This window comes from Pantoea conspicua, from assembly GCF_002095315.1.
In the GTDB taxonomy this organism is placed as follows: Bacteria; Pseudomonadota; Gammaproteobacteria; order Enterobacterales; family Enterobacteriaceae; genus Pantoea; species Pantoea conspicua.
On the sequence record NZ_MLFN01000040.1, the window covers coordinates 18,162 to 39,224 of the forward strand.

Sequence of the window (21,063 nt, forward strand, 5' to 3'; positions counted from 1 at the left end):
GCCTCGCCCCGTTTCAGGTCAGGCGCTTTTGCGCAGCAGACCCTGTTTTTTCAGATAAATAAGCAGAATAGAGATGGCCGCCGGGGTAATACCGGAAATGCGTGTCGCCTGGCCAATTGAGGTCGGCTTGTGGTCATTCAGCTTCGCGATCACCTCATTCGACAGGCCGTTGACCTGGCGATAGTCGAGGTCAACCGGCAACAGGGTGTTTTCGTTACGCAGTTGACGATCGATCTCTTCCTGCTGGCGTGCGATATAGCTTCATATTTGACCTGAATCTCAACCTGCTCAGCCGCCTGCTCATCAGCCAGCGCCGGACCAAAGGCATTCAGCGACATCAGCTTCAGATAAGTCATTTCCGGACGACGCAGCAGATCTTCGCCACTGGCTTCTTTGGTCAGCGGTGCACTGAGAACCGTGTTCACCTCCGTCACGTGATCGGATTTTGGATGTACCCAGATATCGCGCAGGCGCTGACGCTCCTGTTCAATCGCTTCCAGCTTCTGATTAAAGCGCGCCCAGCGGGCATCATCGACCAGTCCCAGCTCGCGGCCGGTTTCGGTCAGACGCAGATCGGCATTATCCTCACGCAGCATCAGGCGATACTCGGCACGGGAGGTAAACATACGGTACGGCTCTTTGGTGCCGAGCGTGCAGAGATCGTCAACCAGTACACCGAGGTAAGCCTGATCGCGACGCGGCGCCCAGCCCTCTTTGTCGGCAGACTGGCGCGCGGCGTTGAGGCCGGCCAGCATACCCTGCGCAGCCGCCTCTTCGTAGCCGGTGGTGCCGTTGATCTGTCCGGCAAAGAACAGGCCGTGAATAAATTTGCTTTCCAGCGTCGGTTTCAGATCGCGGGGATCGAAGAAGTCATACTCAATGGCATAACCCGGCCGCACGATCTTGGCATTTTCCAGACCCTGCATCGACCGGACGATCTGTATCTGCACATCAAACGGCAGGCTGGTTGAGATGCCGTTCGGATAAATTTCGTTGCTGGTCAGTCCTTCCGGTTCGAGGAAGATCTGATGCGCATTACGATCGGCAAAGCGCATCACTTTGTCTTCGATTGACGGGCAGTAACGTGGCCCGATCCCTTCAATGATCCCGGCATACATCGGGCTGCGATCGAGGTTGTTACGGATCACCTCATGGGTTTTTTCATTGGTATGGGTGATCCAGCACGGTACCTGCTGCGGATGCTGGGATGCATTGCCCATAAACGAGAACACCGGCATCGGGTGATCGCCATGCTGCGGCGTCAGTACTGAAAAATCGATGGTGCGCGCATCAATGCGCGGCGGCGTACCGGTTTTCAGGCGGTTAACCCGGAGTGGCAGGGCACGCAGCCGTTTTGCCAGCGGAATAGAGGGCGGATCCCCAGCACGGCCACCGCTGTAATTATCCAGTCCGATATGAATTTTACCGTCGAGGAAGGTGCCCACGGTCAGCACTACGCTCTTCGCCCGGAACTTGAGCCCCATCTGGGTCACAGCACCAACGACGCGATCGTTTTCCACAATCAGATCGTCAACCGCCTGCTGGAAGATCATCAGGTTGGGCTGGTTCTCCAGCGCCGTACGCACCGCCTGACGATAGAGCACGCGATCCGCCTGAGCACGGGTTGCCCTGACGGCCGGACCTTTGCTGGCGTTTAGTATCCTAAACTGAATGCCAGCCTGATCGATTGCATGGGCCATCAGACCCCCCATGGCATCCACTTCCTTCACCAGATGTCCTTTGCCAATGCCACCGATCGCCGGGTTACAGGACATTTGTCCAAGCGTATCAATGTTATGGGTGAGTAACAGGGTTTGCTGACCCATTCGGGCTGCCGCCATTGCGGCTTCGGTGCCCGCATGACCACCACCAATTACGATGACGTCAAAAGGATCCTGATAAAACATGAAGTGGTACCTCGGTTGATGAACAGGCAGGATCGTCGTCCTGGGGCGTGGATTCTACTCAAATTCCGCCTGGGGTGAAAGCTGCGGGATCCTCAGGTTTTAAAAGAAAGGATCTTAGATCTGTATATGATCTTTCTGTTAGATCTCTTATTAGGATCGCCGGTTTCTGTGGATATGTGCCAGAACACCAGTCACAACAAGCGATTAGCAAGGATCACTAGCTGTTAATGATCGGTGATCCTGATCCGTATAAGCTGGGATCAAAATGGCTACTTATACACAGCTCAAAAAGCATACTGCGGTTATTCTTTGGATAACTACCGGTTATACGCAGTAAAAGAGGGTAGTTATCCACAAAATAAACGGCTTCAAAAGGACAAAATCAGCATCTTCCACTGGGGATCGTCACTATTTCACGATCCCCGACCAGATTCAGATCGCGCTTTTCCAGTCCATTACCCAGACCCCGGCCGGATCTTCAGGGATCTCATGTTCAAGCACATCGATTTCCAGACGATCGCCGATCCGCTGTGCGCCCTGAGCGATTAACAGTGTTTCTATCTGACGGATCGCGCCACAAAACAGATCATATTCGTGATTACCGAGGCCGACGGCGCCAAACCGAACCTGAGAGAGATCGGGCTGTCCTTCATTGATCGCCTCGAACCATGGCTGCAGATTATCGGGAATTTCACCTGCGCCATGCGTAGAGCAGACCACCAGCCAGATGCCTTTCTGCGGCACCTCATCCAGCGCCGGCCCGTGCAGCAGCTGCGTTGAGTAGCCTGCTTCCTGTAATTTCTCTTCCAGATGCTCAGCAACATACTCGGCGCTACCCAGGGTACTGCCACTGATTAAAGTAATATCGGCCATCTTGCTCTCCCGGACATTAAGGCGGGCATTGTACGCTGTGATCAAGCGGTGATCCACCTGTGGAAAACAGGGTTAATTGATCGGGTGATGTGAACGCAGCCGTTGTCAGCCGCTGCATTCATCCGGGATAAGGTTGTACACAGGGGAAACGCGATCAGGGCTTGATGGTTCGCATGATCGGGTTTTGCAGAGAGATCAGGGTTTCTGTTGATTGAATTTCATCAATCGTCTGAATTTTGTTGATGAGCACCTGTTGCAGGGCATCAATCGAGCGGCACATCACCTTGATAAAGATGCTGTAGTGACCGGTGGTATACCAGGCTTCCACCACCTCATCCAGCGCCTCCAGTTTGCTCAGTGCCGCCGGATAATCGCGTGCGCTCTTGAGAATAATGCCGATAAAACAACAGACATCAAAACCCAGCTGGCGCGGATCGATGTCGACACGGGTGCCCAGAATAATGCCGGCCTGTTTCATTTTCTCCACCCGCACATGGATGGTGCCGGGGCTGACATTAAACTGTTTTGCCAGCTCGGCGTAAGCGGTACGCGCGTTATCCAGCAGGGCATTCAGAATGCCGCGATCCAGGTTATCGAGCTGCAAATGTTCGGGCATGACCATCCTCGTTAGGCTGCGTTGAATTCAACAAGGGAGAATGTGCAGCAAAATAGCGAGACAGGCAACAACCGGCAGCGACGGACGCCGCTGCCGGTTCACTTAGCGTTTGCGCCAGACGGTAACCTGGGCCAGTGTGTGCTGGAACTTGCGCGCCGTTTCGCGGATCACAAACGGCTTATCGATCGGATCATCCAGCAGTTCAAAGTCGGCTGCCAGTCGTCGTTGCAGCGCCTGCAGCGTGGTCAGTGCCTCGCCATTTTCCCGTACGCCGCCCAGCCAGTTCTCTTTCGGCGTGTATTCTTCCAGCCAGGTATAAGGCGAGGAGAGCAGCAGGATACCGCCCGGCCGCAGCATCGGTGTCACATCCTGCAGAAAACGTGCGGGCTGACGCAGGCGATCGATCAGGTTAGAGGCCAGCACCAGATCGTAGCGGGCCGGTTGTGGCTTGAGGTTACAGGCATCGCCCTGCACGAACTGTATGCGCTGCGCCAGATCACCATCCAGCCCGAAATCTTTCAGGCGCACCTGACGATACTCCACCAGATCACCCTCCTGCGGCACCACATAGCGAAAATCTTCCCCACTGGTCAGCTGCAGCGCCACGTCGATGAAGCGCGCCGAGTAATCCATGCCGGTGACGCGTTCAAAGTGGCGAGCCAGTTCAAAACTGGCACGTCCGGTGGCGCAGCCGATATCCAGTGCTTCAGTCTGTGACGTGGTGTATTTCAGTGCCAGCTTCACCAGGCTTTCAGCGTAATTATCCACGCCGAAATAGCGCGGGCCATACTGGAAGTCGAGATACTGCGACACCATGGCGTCAGTTTCATACGGGTTCAGCGTCATACTTTCCTGATGGCTGGAGACCACGTAGCGGAATCCGGCGTGCTGGAAGAAATGACGGCGAAATGCATAGCGCGCCGATTTCAACGCCTCGTTACCGGTCGAAATCCAGCTGCCGCCTTTAATCAGCGAATGCTTGCCATCAAAGGTCGGGGTAGAAAAGTCATCGTAAAGCGGATGAACTTTGAAGCCTTCAAAGCCGTTAGTCGGCGTAGTGGTCCATTGCCAGACGTTGCCGACAATATCGAAGAACTCGCCCTGGGCGAACTGATCGACCGGAGAGGAAGAGGCCCAGTACGCCAGATTGATATTGCCGGGTGCCTGTTCCCAGTGCGGCTGATCGCCCGCCACCTGCTCGCGCAGCTGGTACCACTCGGCTTCGCACGGCAGCTGAATCGGCATTCCGCTCTGGTCGGCTTTCCAGCGACAGAAGGCGGCCGCTTCCAGCTGGTTCACTTCTGCTGGCCAGTCCCACGGCATCGCCACCTCTTCACACATCAAGCGCAGTTTAAGCTGATCGGGCATCGCGGGTGTGCCGACCCAGAACGTCGGCATCTCAGCCTGGGCAAACTGGCACCAGCCCCAGCCTTCGTCATCCCACCAGCGCGCCTCCTGATAGCCGCCCGCCCTGACAAACTCAAAGAATTCGGCATTGCTGACCAGCATCTTGCTGGCTTTGAACGGCTGCAGCGCAACCTGCTGGCTGCCGTACTCATTATCCCAGCCGTAGGTATCATCGGTTTTGCCCAGCGTAACCGTACCGCCGGGCATCGAAATCAGGCTGTTGGCCGGCACATCCTGACGCTGGTGGCGCGCCAGCGGACAGACTGGCCAGGCGGGCTGCGGCGTCACCCAGTCAACGGGCAGCTGGCGGATCAGCACGCTGGAGGTTTCCAGATGAATACGCTCATGCTCGATCCCCATCAGGATCACCCACGCCGGGCTGTCCCACTGGATCGGTAAGCTCAGCGGCAGGGTCTGGATCAGATCGCTGACCAGCGCTTTGACCCGGCGACGATAGTCACGGACCTCATCAATGGTCGGCCACGTGTAGTGGTTGTCGTTGAGATCGTCCCAGCTCATCTCATCGACGCCAATCGCCATCATCGCTTCAATGCGGTCGTCGAGGCGCGCATCAATATAGCGTCCGGCCATCAGCTTATTAATGTAGAAGGTCGCAGTGTGGCCAAAATAGAAGATCAGCGGATGGCGCAGCGGAATGGCTTTGGTAAACCAGGCCTGCGGATCGGCCAGGCAGGTAAACAGGCTTTCGTACTGTTCCCATGTCTGGTGGAAATAGCTCAGCAGCTCGGCTCGTTTTTGTTCAATATTCTTGCCGGAGAGCAATAACGTACGCGTCGGCGCAGGCAGATCGCGATGAGAATGGACGGGGGTCACAAGGAGCTCCAGATTGCTGAGTAAGTGAAACGGTTATTTACTATAGCAAAGAAGCTTTTCTGCCTGATGACTTAACGGCGCCAGTGGCGTAGCAGGCGGCTTTTTATGCCGGTATCGAAGCGCCAGATATGGTCGAAGATGCGCATAATACCGGGCTTGCCGTGCGTCGACATCGCCACAGCGTGAAAACGTTGCTGATTATGTCGCTGACGCTGTCTGATGGCGCCGATCACCTCTTCCGGCAGACGCTGGGCAATAAAATCGGAGACGATCACCGCATCCGCCTCCTGCCAGAGCACCCCTTCCATGCGGTTCACCACGGCGGAAAGACAGGCGGCCAAATCGGTGCCGCCACGAAAACGCTGACTGAGGAAGCGAATCGCCTGCTCAAGGCCATCATCGCCGGTCAGTTCATAGCCGATCACCTCATGGGCGAACAGCATAATATAGCAGCGACGCCGATCGGCCAGCGCCACCTTGAGTAATGCCAGACAGAACGCTTTGGCGCAGCGCTCATTAAATCCGCCCATGGAACCGGAGGTATCGACGCAGACAATAAACGGCCCGCGCGGCTGCTCCTCATGCTGCTGGTGGCTGACCGGCCGCAGCGTCACTTTTTCATGCCAGGCGTCGCCCTGCAGTTTGTAAGTCAGCAGGCGTTTCTCCACCAGCCGGCGATAAAACTCCAGCTCCAGCTCGCTGATGCTCAGTGCGGCCAGTTCCGGTGGCAGCAGGCGCAGCACATCATCACTCTGATGAATGCCGCTGACCTCTTCCGGCACGGCCGCCGGTTCATGAACCAGCTGATGAAACGCCTCCAGCGGTGCATCCTGTGACGGTACTGATTTCGCTTCCCGGCTGCGGCCAAGCTGCTGGGCCAGTTTCAGCAGCTCCGGCTGCTGCGCCAGAAAATCGCCGTATTGCAGCATCAGCTGGTAGTCGCCCGGCTGCAGCGAGGCTTTACTCATGTCCCATAACCGGCCAGCTGCGGCTTCGTCATCATCGCTTAGCATCGGGGCCAGCTGCCCGCTGAGCGCCATACGCTGCTGCAGTTCGGCCAGCAGGCGTTCGCGCTGCTGCTCCAGCAGTTGCTGATTCAGCGTCAGGGTTTGCAGCGTCAGGCTCAGCCGCCAGCGCTGTAAAAACAGCGTATGTTGCGCACTGCTGAGATGATGAATGTCGGTATGCTGTAGCAGCCGGTGAGCTTCATCGGTAAAGGGGGAAGGCAGACGTTCAAGGGTCTGAAGCGTGGCGTCGAGCTGATGGCTGAACTGACGATCGCTGAGCAACTGCACCCGCTGAAACAGCTGAAACTCCTCCGCCAGCACGGCAGGCACCGGTGTGGCTTTCAGTTCAGCGTTGATTTCCGCTTTCCAGCGCGGTACATCGCGCAGCAGCGCCTTTTTAAGGCCGGGGAATTTTTCAAAAAACAGCGCCAGTTGCGGTGATGCCAGCAGCGCGATAATTAACTCTTCAATCAGTTCGGTTTCGCCAATTGAGAGCAGCGTGCTGAGCGTCTCCACTGAGATCATTTACGCGCCTGTTTCAGCTGTTCCGCCACATCCTGCAGGCTGGTTTCAACCCGCGCCAGCCAGTCATCACTGATAAACAGGCAGCGCTGATGCTGGCTGAACAGGTGACGCTGACTGCGCAACTCACTTTCCAGCGTATCCAGCGCCTCGGTGATTTCACCTGGCAGCTGATCGCTGTTGCTGACGCCAGGCAGCGTCAGACGTGAGGATTGCAGGCTGACGTCGCGTATCGCCAGACAGTGTTGCGCATCGACCTGCAAATCCAGCGCCTGCGCAAAGCCAATCCCATTGAGTTTGCCGCGGATGTCGCCACCTTTTTGCAACCACTGATTCAGTGCGTCACGGGCGATCACCAGATGCGTGACCTGCATATCATGCAGCGTCAACGGCTGTTGCAACATCAGGGTCAGCTGGTCATCGGTGAGGCTTTCCGGCAAATCGTAATGCGGTTTGCGGCTGAACATGCCGCTGTGTTTCTCCATCGTGATCGCCTGCGCCATACTCTGTTGCTGCTGTAAGGCCATACGGCGTGCTTTGATCTGCTGCAGTCTGAGCAGCATCGGCTGCTGTTGCCAGGCATATTGCGTCATTAACAGATCGATTTCGCGCTCCAGCAGCTGCATTGAGGCGACGTCGTGCCAAAGGCAATCTTTCAGCAGGATCAGGTCGATGGGCGCGATGGTGTTGCGGCCGCTGTAAAAGGCGCTGGCCTGCAGCAGGTGGATAGCTTTCTTCCAGCGACGATCGGAGATGTAAGGTGCGGCGGGCTGGCTCTCCAGTTGCTGGCGCAGCTGGTAGATCAGTTCAAATACCGCATCGGGCAGGCTCACCTGGCTGATGCCGAGCTGCCACTGGGCGTACTCTTCATCGCTGATGCGCAGCGATTCTGCCACCGGATTGGCATTTTCATCCTGCTGATGGGTCAGCATACTGCGGAAGTTCTGCTTCTCATGCACGTTATCCAGCCATAAGCGGATCAGCATCCGGTCATACAGCGCTTCCAGACCGCTGTCCGCTTCCGGCAGTTCATTGGAGGCGGTCACCAGCAGCCGCATCGGGATTTTTTCTTCGCTGTCACCGTTGCGGAAGCGGCGTTCATTAATCGCAGTCAGCAGCGTATTGAGAATGGCCGGACCGGCTTTCCAGATCTCATCCAGAAAGACAATCTCCGCATCGGGCAGATACCCTTTAGTCAGGCGCTGATAGCGACCTTCATCTTTCAGTGCCTGAATCGACAGCGGGCCGAACACCTCTTCAGGCGTCGAAAAGCGGGTCATCAGGTATTCAAAAGCGCGAGCGTGCTGGAAGGCATATTTCAGGCGGCGGGCAATCAGACTCTTGGCGATGCCGGGCGGTCCCAGCAGGAACACGCTCTCACCGCTGAGCGCGGCCAGCAGGCAGAGGCGAATCGCATGGTGCCGCTCATACAGCCCTTTTTCTAACGCATTGCTGAGACGAGAAATTCTTTCTGCCAAAAGATGGGGTTGAGCCATAATCACATCAATGTCCTTACAATCGTCGGGCCGCCGCGCTTAAGCAAGCGCCTTACTCTATAGATAATGATGCGTGAAAGCGTTGATAGCTGTCAGCTTTTTTGTTTCAGAAGATTCGGTGAGCTGAAATGCGTCTGTAAGCAGCGGCTTATCAGGTAAAAAACGCGCCGTCGCCGCGACGTTAAGGTGAACCGGGTATAGGAATTTTCGGCAATACGTGCATACTGTGCGCTTTTTGATGGCTTGAGCGAGGGGTTATTACACCTCTTAGACTCCAACAAAAGATAACTCTCTATGAGCTCGGATAATAAGCAGTCTCTTGGTGGGCTAACGCTGGCCGCAATTGGTGTTGTCTATGGGGATATTGGTACCAGTCCGCTTTATACCTTGCGTGAATGTCTCTCCGGCCAGTTTGGCTTCGGCGTAGAACGGGGCGCGGTATTTGGCTTTCTGTCGCTGATTTTCTGGCTGCTGGTGCTGGTGGTATCACTGAAATATATCAGCTACGTCATGCGGGCTGACAACGCTGGCGAAGGCGGTATTCTGACTCTGATGTCGCTGGCGGGCCGTCATACTGGTGCCCGTGCCACGGCGGTACTGGTGATCATGGGCCTGGTCGGCGGCAGCTTCTTTTATGGCGAAGTGGTGATCACACCGGCAATTTCAGTGATGTCAGCGATTGAGGGACTGGAGATTGCCGCACCGTCGCTGGATCCGTTCATTGTGCCGCTGTCGATTGCGGTGCTGACGCTGCTGTTTGCGATTCAGAAACACGGGACCGGTATGGTCGGCAAGCTGTTTGCGCCGGTAATGCTGCTGTGGTTCCTGGTACTGGCGATCCTCGGGGTTAACGGCATCATGAAGAACCCGGAAGTGCTGCAGGCGCTGAACCCTGCCTATGCGGTTAACTTCTTTATGGAGTACAAATCGGTCTCCTTCTTCGCGCTGGGCGCGGTGGTGCTGGCGATTACCGGCGTGGAAGCGCTGTATGCCGATATGGGCCACTTCGGTAAAATCCCGATCCGGCTGGCGTGGTTTTCAGTGGTGCTGCCGTCTCTGGTGCTGAACTATTTTGGTCAGGGCGCGCTGTTGCTCAGCGACCCCAAAGCGATTAAGAACCCCTTTTTCCTGCTGGCGCCAGACTGGGCGCTGATCCCGATGCTGATTCTGGCGACGCTGGCAACCGTCATCGCCTCGCAGGCGGTGATCTCTGGCGTCTTCTCGCTGACGCGTCAGGCAGTCCGGCTCGGTTATCTGCCCGGTATGCGGATCATTCATACTTCTGAGCGCGAATCGGGCCAGATTTATATTCCGATGATTAACTGGGTGCTCTACTTCGCGGTGCTGATTGTGATCATCAGCTTTGAGCACTCCAGTAATCTGGCGGCGGCCTACGGCATTGCGGTGACCGGCACCATGGTGCTGACCTCGATTCTCTCCTGCACCGTGGCGATCAAAAACTGGCACTGGCATAAGCTGGCGGTTGGCGTAATTCTGCTGCTGATGCTGTTTATCGACGTGCCGCTGTTTACGGCGAATTTGGTCAAAATCTTCTCGGGTGGCTGGTTGCCGCTCTGCCTCGGCCTGGTGATGTTTATCATTATGACGACGTGGAAAAGCGAACGTTTCCGCCTGCTGCGCCGGATGCATGAGCACGGTAATTCGCTGGAGGCGATGATCGCCTCGCTGGAGAAAGCGCCGCCGGTGCGGGTCCCTGGCACCGCGGTCTATATGTCACGTGCGCTGAACGTTATCCCGTTTGCCATGCTGCATAACCTCAAACACAACAAAGTGTTACATGAGCGGGTGGTGCTGTTAACGCTGCGCACTGAAGATGCGCCTTATGTGCACAACGTACGGCGTGTCACCATTGAGCAGCTCTCCCCAACCTTCTGGCGGGTAGTGGCCAGCTATGGCTGGCGTGAAACACCGAACGTGGAAGAGATTTTCCATCGTTGCGGGCTGGAAGGGCTGAACTGCCGCATGATGGAGACCTCCTTCTTTATGTCGCACGAGTCGCTGATCATCGGCAAACGGCCGTGGTATCTGCGGCTGCGCGGCAAGCTGTTCATGGCGTTGCAGCGTAATGCGCTCCGCGCACCGGATCAGTTTGAGATCCCGCCAAACCGGGTCATTGAACTCGGTACGCAGGTCGAAATTTAATGCAGATGACCCGCCTGACCGGCGGGTTTTTATGACCAGCGCAGCGTGACACACAATCCGCTGTTGGGCCGCCGGCTGAATGTTAACTGCATCGCGTGCAGCTGAGCGATGTTACGCACAATCGATAACCCCAGCCCGCTGCCACTCTTCTCCTGCCCGGGTGGCCGCCAGAAACGTTCGCCTAAGCGTTGCAGATCGGCTTCATTCAGGCCGTCCCCGTTGTCCTCGACTGACAGGCTGTTGGCCTGAAGCCGCACGTCTACCTCGCTGCCGGCAGGCGTATAGCGAATCGCATTATCCAGCAGATTACGTACCAGCAGTGACAGCAACAGCGGATTACCCTGAATCTGCGGATCGGCGTCAGCATGCAGGCGCAGCGTGACGCCTGTTTTGTCCGCCAGCGGCAGTTGCGCCGCCAGCGCCTCCTGCAGCGTCTGTTTTAACGACACCGGTTCGAAAGCGTTGCGGGCATCATCCGCTTCCACCCGCGACAGTGTAAGCAGCTGATCCACCAGCCGGGTCGCGCGCGCAATGCCGGTATCCAGCTGTTTCAGCGCATGGGTTCGCATTGTTTCATCGTCAGCGGCCAGCTGAATCACTTCACTTTGTACCTGTAAGGCGGCCAGCGGACTGCGCAGTTCATGCGCGGCATCGGAGGTAAAGCGCCGCTCGCGATGTATCATTGCATTGATCCGACCAAACAGGCCATTCAGCGCGATCACCAGCGGCTGGACCTCTTTCGGCACCCTTTCAGCCTTTAATGGCTTACCGTCATCCGGCGCGCGTTGCGCTAACTGCTGCGCCAGCTGCTTCAGAGGGCGTAGTTCTGACCAGACCAGGCTGATTAACAGCAGCAACATAAAAGGAAGCGCGATCAGCCAGGGTAAGACGCTGGCGTTCATCAGGTCACGCGTCATGTCATCGCGATACTCCCACTCCTGACCCACTACCACGCGAAACTGCTTATCTGGCGTGGTCAGCCAGACCAGGCGCCAGCTGTCATCGTCATTGGTGAGCTGGCCATCATGAAAGCCCTGATAATCTGCCTCAAACGGCAGGTACCTGCCGTTATCGCCATCGTTCATCACCTGTCTGCCGTCATGGGTAAAGACGGCAAATGCCAGCGCGTCATCATCCTGATCGCCGCGGTGATGACGCAGCAATTGTTTGGTTTTTGGCAGCGTAGCGTTGTCCAGTGAAGAGAAATCAAGCGTCAGCAGGCGTTTTGCCAGCAGCATTTGCTGAGTATCAAACAGCTCGTTAATCGTTTCCCGCGTCTGATGCCATGCACTGAGGCTGGCGCTGGCCCAGCAGATGCCGAGCAGCAGCACAAAACCGATGCCGAGCCGCAGGAACAGGCTTACCGATCGCATTCAGCCGCTCCCAGGGTATAACCCACACCGTGCAGGGTGCGGATAAACTGGCTGCCGAGTTTCTTGCGCAGATGATGGATATGCACTTCTACCGCATTACTGGAGACGTCAGCGTCCCAGCTGTAGAGCTTCTCCTCCAGCTGGCTGCGGGTCAGCACCCGGCCAGGATTGCGCATAAACAGCTCCAGCAGTGCCAGCTCACGACTTTTCAGCTCAATCGCTTCGCCGTCACAAAAGACGCTGTGGCTGTCAGGCATCAGTACGACCTTGCCGTGACGTAACTCGGGTTGCATCTGACCATGCCGGCGACGAATCAGCGCCTGCAGTCGGGCGGCCACTTCGGTCAGGGCAAAGGGCTTGCAGAGATAGTCATCGGCACCCATCTGCAGGCCTTCAACCCGCTGATCGAGCGCATCGCGCGCCGTCAGGATCAGCACCGGTACATCCTGTCCCTGCTGTCGCCACTGTCGCAGAATATCCAGCCCGTCACGTTCGGGGAGGGAGAGATCGAGCACCACCGCATCCCACGGCGCAGCGTTTAACGCCTGAAATCCGGCCTCGCCGGAAGTAAACCAGTCGACGCTAAATCCCAGTTTACCCAGTCCCGCTTTAATCCCGTCGCCAATTAAGCGGTCGTCTTCTATCAATAAAATACGCATCATTTCTCCCTGCGTTGATAGCGTTTTATACGAAGCAGACCGCGGCTTGTACAGCTGATTTCGGCGAAAATGGCTTATTTTTTCCTCTTAAGAAGCTGTTAAGAACCTTATGGTCAACTAGGCTCAACAAAACGAAACACATCATGGAAAAGAGGTGACAAAATGAAAAAGCACGCTGCAATTTTAGCGGTCGTTATGCTGGCTTCTGCCCCGGTTTTTGCTGCTCAGCAAGGTGGCTTTGTTGACCCCAATGCCCCGGCGGCGCAGGTTCAGACGAAACAAGGCGGCTTCAGCGCTGACCACACCAGTGTGGTGACCGTGAAGCAGGCGGAAGAGATGAAGGATGACAGCTGGATTACCGTACGCGGTAAGCTGGAAAAACAGATCGGCGATGAAGATTATCTGTTCCGCGATCAGACCGGCACCATGAAAGTCGAAATCGACCACAAGCACTGGAATGGCCAGACTATCTCGCCAAAAGATACTGTTGAGCTGACCGGTGAGCTGGATAAAGATTTCAACAGCATCGAAATGGACGTTAAGCAGGTCAAAAAACTGCCTTAATCGCCTCGATCAGACCGCTCAGGCGGTCCTTTTTTTGCCCCGCTACCCCGCTTAATTCAAATTTCCCTCCGCGTAAGCGAAACGTTTCGATAGCGATCACAAATTTCACCTTCCCTGATTGAGTTGCCGACGTCTTTTCATACACTCCTGTCAGCGAAACGTTTCGCTGTGGAGTGAAAAGATGAAAAAAGGTCGCTTGTTAAACGCTGAACTCTCCTATGTGATTGCCCGCCTGGGACACACGGATACGCTGACGATTGCCGATGCCGGTTTGCCGATTCCGGCAGGACCGCAACGCATTGACTTAGCACTGACGCCGGGTACGCCCGATTTTATGCAGGTGGTCAATGCCGTCACGCTTGAGATGCAGGTAGAAAGCGCCCTGATCGCGGAGGAGATTAAGCAACACAATCCGCCGCTCCACAGCGCACTGCTCGCCGTGCTCGAAGCCTTGCAACAGCACCAGGGGAATCGCATTACCATCAGCTACACCAGCCATGAACAATTCAAACAACAGACGCAGCGCAGTCAGGCGGTCATTCGCAGCGGAGAGTGTTCTCCGTTTGCGAATGTCATCCTGAGCGCCGGCGTCACCTTCTGAGGCCGCTATGCAACCTTTACTGCAGCTTAACGGCATTGAAAAATCGTTTCCTGGGGTGAAAGCCCTTAAGGGTGCCTCACTGAATGTCCGGGCAGGACGTGTGATGGCGCTGGTCGGCGAAAACGGTGCTGGCAAATCCACCATGATGAAAGTGCTGACCGGAATCTATCAGTTTGATGCTGGTTCGCTGCACTGGCTCGGCAAAGAGACCCGTTTCAATGGCCCTAAAGCCTCACAGGAAGCGGGTATCGGCATTATCCATCAGGAACTGAATCTGATCCCCCAGTTAACCGTGGCGGAGAATATTTTCCTCGGTCGCGAATTTGTTAACCGTTTTGGCCGCATCCAGTGGACGCGCATGTATGCCGAAGCCGATGCCCTGCTGAAGCGGTTGAATCTGCGCTTCAACAGCCACAAGCTGGTGGGCGATCTGTCGATTGGCGATCAGCAAATGGTCGAAATTGCCAAAGTCCTTAGCTTTGAGTCGCAGGTGATCATCATGGATGAGCCGACCGATGCGCTGACGGATACCGAAACGCTGTCGCTGTTTCGGGTAATCAATGAACTGAAAGCGCAAGGCTGCGGCATCGTCTACATCTCGCATCGCATGAAAGAGATCTTTGAGATCTGCGATGACGTCACGGTGTTTCGTGACGGCCAGTTTATTGCGGAGCGTCCGGTCAGCGAACTGACCGAAGAGAGCCTGATCGAAATGATGGTCGGCCGCAAACTGGAAGATCAATATCCGCATCTCGATCAGACTCCGGGCGAAGTGCGGCTGAAAGTCGACAACGTCAGCGGTCCCGGCGTGCATAACGTCAGTTTCAGCCTGCGCAAAGGTGAGATACTGGGCATCTCCGGACTGATGGGCGCGGGCCGTACTGAACTGATGAAAGTACTGTATGGCGCCTTACCGCGTCATCAGGGCAGCCTGTGGCTCAGCGGTCGCGAAGTGGTGACGCGTTCGCCACAGGACGGGCTGGCGAACGGCATCGTCTATATCTCTGAAGATCGTAAGCGTGACGGCCTGGTTCTGGGTATGTCGGTGAAAGAGAACATGTCGCTGACCGCGCTGCGCTATTTCAGTCACGGCGGCGGCACGCTGAAGCATGCGGCTGAGCAGCTGGCGGTAGGCGACTTTATCCGGTTGTTCAACGTCAAAACCCCCTCTATGTCGCAGCCGATCGGTCTGCTTTCCGGCGGCAATCAGCAGAAAGTGGCGATTGCCCGCGGCCTGATGACCCGTCCCAACGTGCTGATTCTTGATGAGCCAACCCGTGGCGTCGACGTCGGCGCCAAAAAAGAGATCTATCAACTGATTAACCAGTTCAAAGCCGAAGGGCTGAGCATCATCCTGGTCTCTTCTGAGATGCCGGAAGTGTTAGGCATGAGCGATCGCATCCTGGTGATGCATGAAGGCCGTTTAAGCGGCGAATTTACCCGTGAAGAAGCCACGCAGGAGAGCCTGATGGCCGCCGCCGTAGGCAAGCAACACAGCGAGGATTTAGTGGTATGACGACCCAAACTTTACCTGCCAGCCGTCGCTGGTTTAGCAAAAGCTGGTTACTGGAACAAAAGTCGCTGATTGCACTGTTGGTGTTAATTGCTGTGGTGGCGAGTCAGAGTCCGAACTTCTTTACCGTGGCCAACCTGTTCAACATTCTGCAGCAGACCTCGGTGAACGCCATTATGGCGGTCGGCATGACGCTGGTGATTCTGACCTCCGGCATCGATCTCTCTGTGGGTTCACTGCTGGCGCTGACCGGTGCTGTCGGGGCCTCGCTGGTCGGGATGGAAGTGAATGCGCTGGTGGCAGTAGCGGCTTCGCTGGCACTGGGGGCCGCGATTGGTGCGCTGACCGGCACCATCGTGGCGCGCGGTAAGGTGCAGGCATTTATCGCCACGCTGGTGATGATGCTGCTGCTACGTGGCGTCACCATGGTTTATACCGATGGCAGCCCAATCAGCACCGGCTTTAATGCCAACGCCGATCTGCTGGGCTGGTTTGGTATCGGGCGTCCGCTGGGTATTCCTGCTCCGGTCTGGCTGATGGCGCTGGTGTTTATCGCCGCCTGGTACATGCTGCATCACACCCGTCTTGGCCGCTATATCTATGCGCTGGGCGGCAATGAGGCCGCAACCCGCCTCTCCGGTATTAATGTTAATCGCGTCAAGGTCATCGTCTATTCGCTGAGCGGTATGCTGGCCGCGCTGGCGGGCACCATTGAGGTAGCGCGTCTCTCCTCGGCGCAGCCCACGGCCGGTACCGGCTACGAGCTGGATGCCATTGCCGCCGTGGTGCTGGGTGGCACCAGTCTGGCGGGCGGTAAAGGACGCATTGTCGGCACCCTGATCGGCGCACTGATCCTTGGCTTCCTGAATAACGGCCTGAACCTGATGGGCGTCTCTTCGTACTACCAGATGATCGTTAAAGCGGTGGTAATCCTGCTGGCGGTGCTGGTGGATAATAAAAGCAGTAAATAACTCTGACCTATACACAGGATGAAATGATGAAAAAGTTAACCGCACTGGCCATGATCCTTGGCGCTACGCTCAGTACCAGCGCTATGGCAAAAGAGACCATCGCGCTGGTGGTATCGACCCTGAATAACCCGTTCTTTGTTTCCCTGAAAGAGGGGGCACAAAAAGAAGCCGATAAACTGGGTTACAACCTGGTGGTGCTCGATTCGCAGAATAACCCGGCGAAAGAGCTGGCGAACGTGCAGGATCTGACGGTACGTGGGACCAAACTGCTGCTGATCAACCCAACCGATTCTGATGGGGTCGGCAACGCGGTGAAGATGGCCAATCAGGCAAATATTCCGGTTATCACCCTGGACCGCATGGCGGCACAGGGTACAGTGGTCAGCCACGTCGCTTCTGATAACCGTTTCGGCGGTAAAATGGCCGGTGACTACATTGCGAAGAAAGTGGGCGAAAGCGCCAAAATTATTGAGCTGCAGGGCATTGCCGGGACTTCAGCCGCACGTGAGCGTGGCGAAGGCTTCAAACAGGCTGCGGATGCGCATAAGTTCCAGATCCTCGCCAGCCAGCCGGCTGACTTTGACCGCACTAAGGGCCTGAACGTGATGCAGAACCTGCTGCAGGCGCATCCGGATGTGCAGGCGGTGTTTGCTCAGAACGATGAAATGGCGCTGGGTGCACTGCGTGCGCTGCAGACTGCCGGTAAAACCGATGTGATCGTGGTGGGGTTTGACGGTACCGCTGATGGCGTGAAAGCGGTAGAAGGTGGCAAACTGTCTGCGACCGTGGCACAGATGCCAGACAAAATTGGCATGATTGGCGTCGATACCGCTGATAAAGTGCTGAAGGGTGAAAAAGTGAAGGCGATCAACCCGGTCGACCTGAAGCTGGTTACCCAATAAAACAAAGAAAAGCAGGGCACTGCGCCACCCTCCCGGTGGCGCACTTATTCCGGACTCCCCTAATGAGCAAAAACGCAAAACTGGCCGTTCTTGGCAGCATTAACGCTGACCACATCCTTAATCTGACACACTTTCCTCGTCCCGGTGAAACGGTGATCGGGCAGAACTATGAGATTGCGTTTGGTGGTAAAGGGGCCAATCAGGCCGTGGCCGCCGGTCGCGCTGGTGCCAATATCGCATTTATCGCCTGTGTGGGTGCTGATGACATTGGCGAACGTATTCGCCAGCAGCTGGCACAGGACAATATAGATACCTCGCCAGTAGAAGTGGTGGCGGGCGAGTCGACCGGGGTGGCGATGATTTTCGTCAACCGGGAAGGTGAGAACAACATCGGCATCTATTCCGGCGCAAACGCCGCGCTGACACCAGACTGTGTGACGCGCCATCAACAGGTGATTGCCGATGCCGACGCACTGCTGATGCAGCTGGAGTCACCGCTGGAAAGCGTGCTGGCGGCCGCGCGTTTCGCCAGAGAGCAGCAGACCCAGGTGATTCTTAATCCGGCACCGGCGACCCGGCTTTCCGATGAGTTACTGGCATTGATCGATATCATTACCCCAAATGAAACTGAAGCGGAGATCCTGACCGGTATTGCCGTTCACAACGATCAGGATGCTGCCCGGGCGGCGGCGGCGCTGCATGACAAAGGCATCGGTACCGTACTGATTACGCTGGGCCGGCGCGGCGTCTGGCTGAGTGAACAGGGCCAGGGTCAGCGTATTCCGGGCTTTAGCGTCAACGCTATTGATACCATCGCGGCGGGCGATACGTTTAACGGTGCCTTTATTACCGCGCGACTGGAACAGAAAGCGATGCAGGAGGCGGTACGCTTTGCCCATGCCGCTGCGGCTATCGCCGTAACCCGATCCGGTGCACAGCCCTCCGTACCGTGGCGTGCGGAGATCGACGACTTTTTGCAGCAGCAGGGTTAAGCGCTTGGCCACCATGAAAGATGTCGCCCGTCTGGCGGGCGTCTCCACCTCAACTGTCTCGCACGTTATCAACAATAACCGGTTTGTCAGCGAGAGCGTGCGGGCAAAAGTGGATCAGGCTATTCAGAGTCTGAACTATGCGCCCTCGGCGCTGGCGCGTAGCCTGAAGATCAACCAGACCCATACCATCGGGATGCTGCTGACCACCAGTAGTAACCCCTTTTATGCCGAGGTCGTCCGGGGCGTGGAGGATAGTTGTTATCAGCGCGGCTACAGCCTGATCCTGTGTAATACCGCCGGTGATGAGGAGCGGATGAACCGCAGCCTGGAAACGCTGATGCAAAAGCGCGTCGATGGGCTATTAATGATGTGTACTGAAAGTCATCTGCCGTCGGCGGATATTCTGAACCGTTATCCTTCTATACCTACCGTGATGATGGACTGGGCGCCGTTTGAAGGCCGTGGTGACATCATTCAGGACAATGCGCTGCTGGGCGGAGAGCTGGCGACCCAGCATCTGATCGACAGCGGCTATACCCGCATTGCCTGTATCGCCGGCCCGCAGGACAAAACCACCGCGCGTATGCGTCTGGAAGGTTTTCACCAGGCGATGGAGAAAAGCGGTCTTGACATATTGCCGGGTTACGTGGTGAATGGCGATTTTGAGTTTCAGGGCGGATATAACGGGATGATAGAGCTGCTGGCGCTGGAAACGCCACCGCAGGCAGTATTCACCAGTAATGATGCGATGGCGGTCGGGGTTTATCATGCATTGTATCAGGCAGGATTACAGATTCCGCGGGACGTCGCCGTGATGGGCTATGACGATATTGAGCTGGCGCGCTATCTGTCGCCGCCGCTGAGTACCATCCATCAACCGAAAGATGAACTGGGCGAGCTGGCGATTGATACCTTAATCCATCGCCTGAGCGATCCCGACGCCAGCCAGCAAACGCTGGTACTGACGCCGGAACTGGTGGCGCGAGGCTCAACCTAAGCTGTCTTCTTCTTTTTCTTCTTATCGCGATTAGTAATCAGATTGCGGCCATCGCCGTTTTTTAACAGCATAAAGGTCAGGGCTGACACTACCGTCACCACGCCCATGGTCAGAAAGGTCGCGTGGAACTGCGCAACGGTGCCGGTTTCAAACTCCTGATAAAAGCGCAGGACGGCGGCACTGACCGCGACGCCAAAACTGATCGCTAATTGCTGGGTCACGGCCAGCACGCTGTTACCGCCGCTGGCGTTATCATCATTCAAATCGGCCAGCGTAATGGTATTCATGGCGGTGAACTGGGTTGACATCGCCATGCCCAGAATAAACAGCGGCAGTAATAAGATGATCATGCTCTCAGCGGGTGACTGCAGAGAGAAGCTGGCTATCAGAATGCCAATGATTACCGTGATACCAACCAGCAGACGGCGATAGCCTAACCAACGCAACAGCTGGGTTACCGTCGACTTTGCCAGTATCGACCCCACCGCCGTCGGTGCCATCATGCATCCGGCGATGATCGCTGAATAGCCAAAGCCCACCTGCAACATCAATGGCATCAGGAAGGGTACGCAGCCGGTGCCGAGACGCGACGCAATGTTACCGATGATGCCTACCGAAAAGGTGCGCGTTTTAAACATCGGCAGATTAATCAGCGGAGAAGGGTGACGACGCGCGTGTGCAATATAAAGAAGCAGCAGAACGATTCCGCCGAGCAACACCGCACCCGCCAGCCAGGCTGAAACAATACGCTCGCCAAACAGCTCAATCCCGATTGAAATCATCACCAGGCCCAGGCCGAACAGTATAAAGCCTAAGAAATCGAAGCGGCGCTTCGGTGTGGTGAAGTCCGGCATATATTTGCGCGCATAGAAAATGCCAAGAATGCCGATGGGAATATTAATCAGGAAGATCCAGTGCCAGGTGGCGTAGGTCACCATCACCCCGCCAAGCAGCGGTCCCAGTATCGGCCCGACTAATCCTGGCATAGTGACAAAGTTGAGTACCGGCAGCAGTTCACTGCGCGGATAAGCGCGTAACAGCGCCAGGCGCGCGACCGGCATCATCATGGCACCGCCGACGCCCTGTACGACGCGGGAAGTGACCAGCACAGAGAGAGTAGGTGACAGCGCGCACGCCAGCGAGCCCAGGGTAAAGATCGATACCGCAGCGATAAACACTTTGCGGGTGCCATAGCGGTCAGCGAGCCAGCCGCTGACCGGAATCAGCATTGCGACGGTCAGGGTATAGCTGATGACCGCGGATTGCATGGCCAGAGGAGAACGGTCAAGGCTGGTGGCGATAGCGGGCAGGGCGGTGTTAAGAATGGTGGCATCCAGTGCCTGCATGAAAAATGCCATGGCAGCAATCCATGGCAAACCGGCCATGCTGCGCGCGGATTTTATCATTGAGCGTCCTTCTTAGGGTTATCCAGCGAGAAGAATGAAAAAGAATAGCATCGTCAGCGCAGCGCGGCAGGCCCCTTTTTAACCTCCGAAGGGGATTTCTGTGCGTTATTCGGTCATGAAATGGCTGTTTTTAACCCGTTCGTTTAAAAAAAAACGCGCTCAGTAAATTTATTTCAAGAAACACTTGTCAGCTTCTGAGAACTCCCTATAATGCGCCTCCACTGACACGGAACACCGGCTTACGGAGTAACGGGTCAGCA

General features: G+C 56.2%; 16 protein-coding genes and 1 pseudogene. 8 read left to right on the top strand and 9 right to left on the bottom strand.

Going from position 1 to position 21,063, the window contains the following annotated elements:
- Window positions 1-18: 18 nt before the first annotated feature.
- The 6 genes and pseudogenes from mnmG to ravA form a co-directional block, all read right to left on the bottom strand.
- Window positions 19-1,907: pseudogene (mnmG, locus tag HA41_RS13825) on the bottom strand (tRNA uridine-5-carboxymethylaminomethyl(34) synthesis enzyme MnmG).
- A 432-nt stretch (window positions 1,908-2,339) separates the two neighbouring features.
- Window positions 2,340-2,780 carry an FMN-binding protein MioC gene (gene mioC / locus HA41_RS13830; protein WP_094121257.1) on the bottom strand — a complete coding sequence of 147 codons (441 nt, stop codon included), beginning with the start codon at window positions 2,778-2,780 and terminating at the stop codon, window positions 2,340-2,342.
- A 154-nt stretch (window positions 2,781-2,934) separates the two neighbouring features.
- Window positions 2,935-3,396 carry a transcriptional regulator AsnC gene (gene asnC, locus HA41_RS13835; protein ID WP_094121258.1) on the bottom strand — a complete coding sequence of 154 codons (462 nt, stop codon included), beginning with the start codon at window positions 3,394-3,396 and terminating at the stop codon, window positions 2,935-2,937.
- A gap of 102 nt (window positions 3,397-3,498) precedes the next feature.
- Window positions 3,499-5,637 carry a 5-histidylcysteine sulfoxide synthase gene (gene ovoA, locus HA41_RS13840; protein ID WP_094121259.1) on the bottom strand — a complete coding sequence of 713 codons (2,139 nt, stop codon included), beginning with the start codon at window positions 5,635-5,637 and terminating at the stop codon, window positions 3,499-3,501.
- 71 nt (window positions 5,638-5,708) lie between these two features.
- Window positions 5,709-7,169 (bottom strand): ATPase RavA stimulator ViaA, encoded by a 1,461-nt coding sequence (gene viaA, locus HA41_RS13845; RefSeq protein WP_094121260.1) that lies wholly within the window; start codon window positions 7,167-7,169, stop codon window positions 5,709-5,711.
- Complete coding sequence (gene ravA, locus HA41_RS13850) at window positions 7,166-8,662, bottom strand: ATPase RavA (RefSeq protein ID WP_094121271.1); 1,497 nt, start codon at window positions 8,660-8,662, stop codon at window positions 7,166-7,168. Before ravA ends, viaA begins: the two co-directional genes overlap by 4 nt.
- Window positions 8,663-8,956: 294 nt before the next feature.
- Here ravA and kup point away from each other — a divergent pair, with 294 nt between their 5' ends.
- Window positions 8,957-10,825 (top strand): low affinity potassium transporter Kup, encoded by a 1,869-nt coding sequence (gene kup / locus HA41_RS13855; RefSeq protein ID WP_094121261.1) that lies wholly within the window; start codon window positions 8,957-8,959, stop codon window positions 10,823-10,825.
- Window positions 10,826-10,854: 29 nt separating this feature from the next.
- On the opposite strand, the gene qseC is transcribed toward kup, so the two are convergent.
- Window positions 10,855-12,198, bottom strand: coding sequence for a quorum sensing histidine kinase QseC (qseC, locus tag HA41_RS13860; protein ID WP_094121262.1), 1,344 nt, complete (start codon window positions 12,196-12,198; stop codon window positions 10,855-10,857).
- Window positions 12,186-12,857, bottom strand: a complete 672-nt coding sequence (qseB, locus tag HA41_RS13865) for a quorum sensing response regulator transcription factor QseB (RefSeq protein ID WP_094121263.1) — start codon at window positions 12,855-12,857, stop codon at window positions 12,186-12,188. The genes qseC and qseB overlap by 13 nt, the downstream gene beginning before the upstream one ends.
- Window positions 12,858-13,019: 162 nt before the next feature.
- Between qseB and HA41_RS13870 the strand changes: the two genes are divergently transcribed.
- The 7 genes from HA41_RS13870 (at window position 13,020) to rbsR (ending at window position 19,397) form a co-directional block, all read left to right on the top strand.
- Window positions 13,020-13,421, top strand: coding sequence for a YgiW/YdeI family stress tolerance OB fold protein (locus tag HA41_RS13870; protein WP_094121264.1), 402 nt, complete (start codon window positions 13,020-13,022; stop codon window positions 13,419-13,421).
- A 181-nt stretch (window positions 13,422-13,602) separates the two neighbouring features.
- Window positions 13,603-14,022: a D-ribose pyranase gene (gene rbsD / locus HA41_RS13875; protein ID WP_094121265.1), complete on the top strand. Its 420-nt coding sequence runs from the start codon at window positions 13,603-13,605 to the stop codon at window positions 14,020-14,022.
- A gap of 7 nt (window positions 14,023-14,029) precedes the next feature.
- The gene (gene rbsA / locus HA41_RS13880) at window positions 14,030-15,538 is read left to right on the top strand and encodes a ribose ABC transporter ATP-binding protein RbsA (RefSeq protein WP_094121266.1); all 1,509 of its coding nucleotides are present in this window, start codon (window positions 14,030-14,032) and stop codon (window positions 15,536-15,538) included.
- A complete protein-coding gene (gene rbsC, locus HA41_RS13885) occupies window positions 15,535-16,506 on the top strand; it encodes a ribose ABC transporter permease (protein ID WP_094121267.1) in 972 nt (323 codons plus the stop codon). Before rbsA ends, rbsC begins: the two co-directional genes overlap by 4 nt.
- A gap of 26 nt (window positions 16,507-16,532) precedes the next feature.
- Window positions 16,533-17,408: a ribose ABC transporter substrate-binding protein RbsB gene (rbsB, locus tag HA41_RS13890; RefSeq protein ID WP_094121268.1), complete on the top strand. Its 876-nt coding sequence runs from the start codon at window positions 16,533-16,535 to the stop codon at window positions 17,406-17,408.
- Between the two features lie 62 nt (window positions 17,409-17,470).
- A complete protein-coding gene (rbsK, locus tag HA41_RS13895; protein WP_094121269.1) occupies window positions 17,471-18,400 on the top strand; it encodes a ribokinase in 930 nt (309 codons plus the stop codon).
- Between the two features lie 13 nt (window positions 18,401-18,413).
- Window positions 18,414-19,397, top strand: coding sequence for a ribose operon transcriptional repressor RbsR (gene rbsR, locus HA41_RS13900; RefSeq protein ID WP_094121272.1), 984 nt, complete (start codon window positions 18,414-18,416; stop codon window positions 19,395-19,397).
- Here rbsR and mdtD read toward each other — a convergent pair.
- Entirely contained in the window at window positions 19,394-20,803 is a 1,410-nt protein-coding gene (mdtD, locus tag HA41_RS13905; protein WP_094121270.1) for a multidrug transporter subunit MdtD, read from the bottom strand. The two genes, rbsR and mdtD, sit on opposite strands and share 4 nt — an antisense overlap.
- Between the last annotated feature and the right edge of the window lie 260 nt (window positions 20,804-21,063).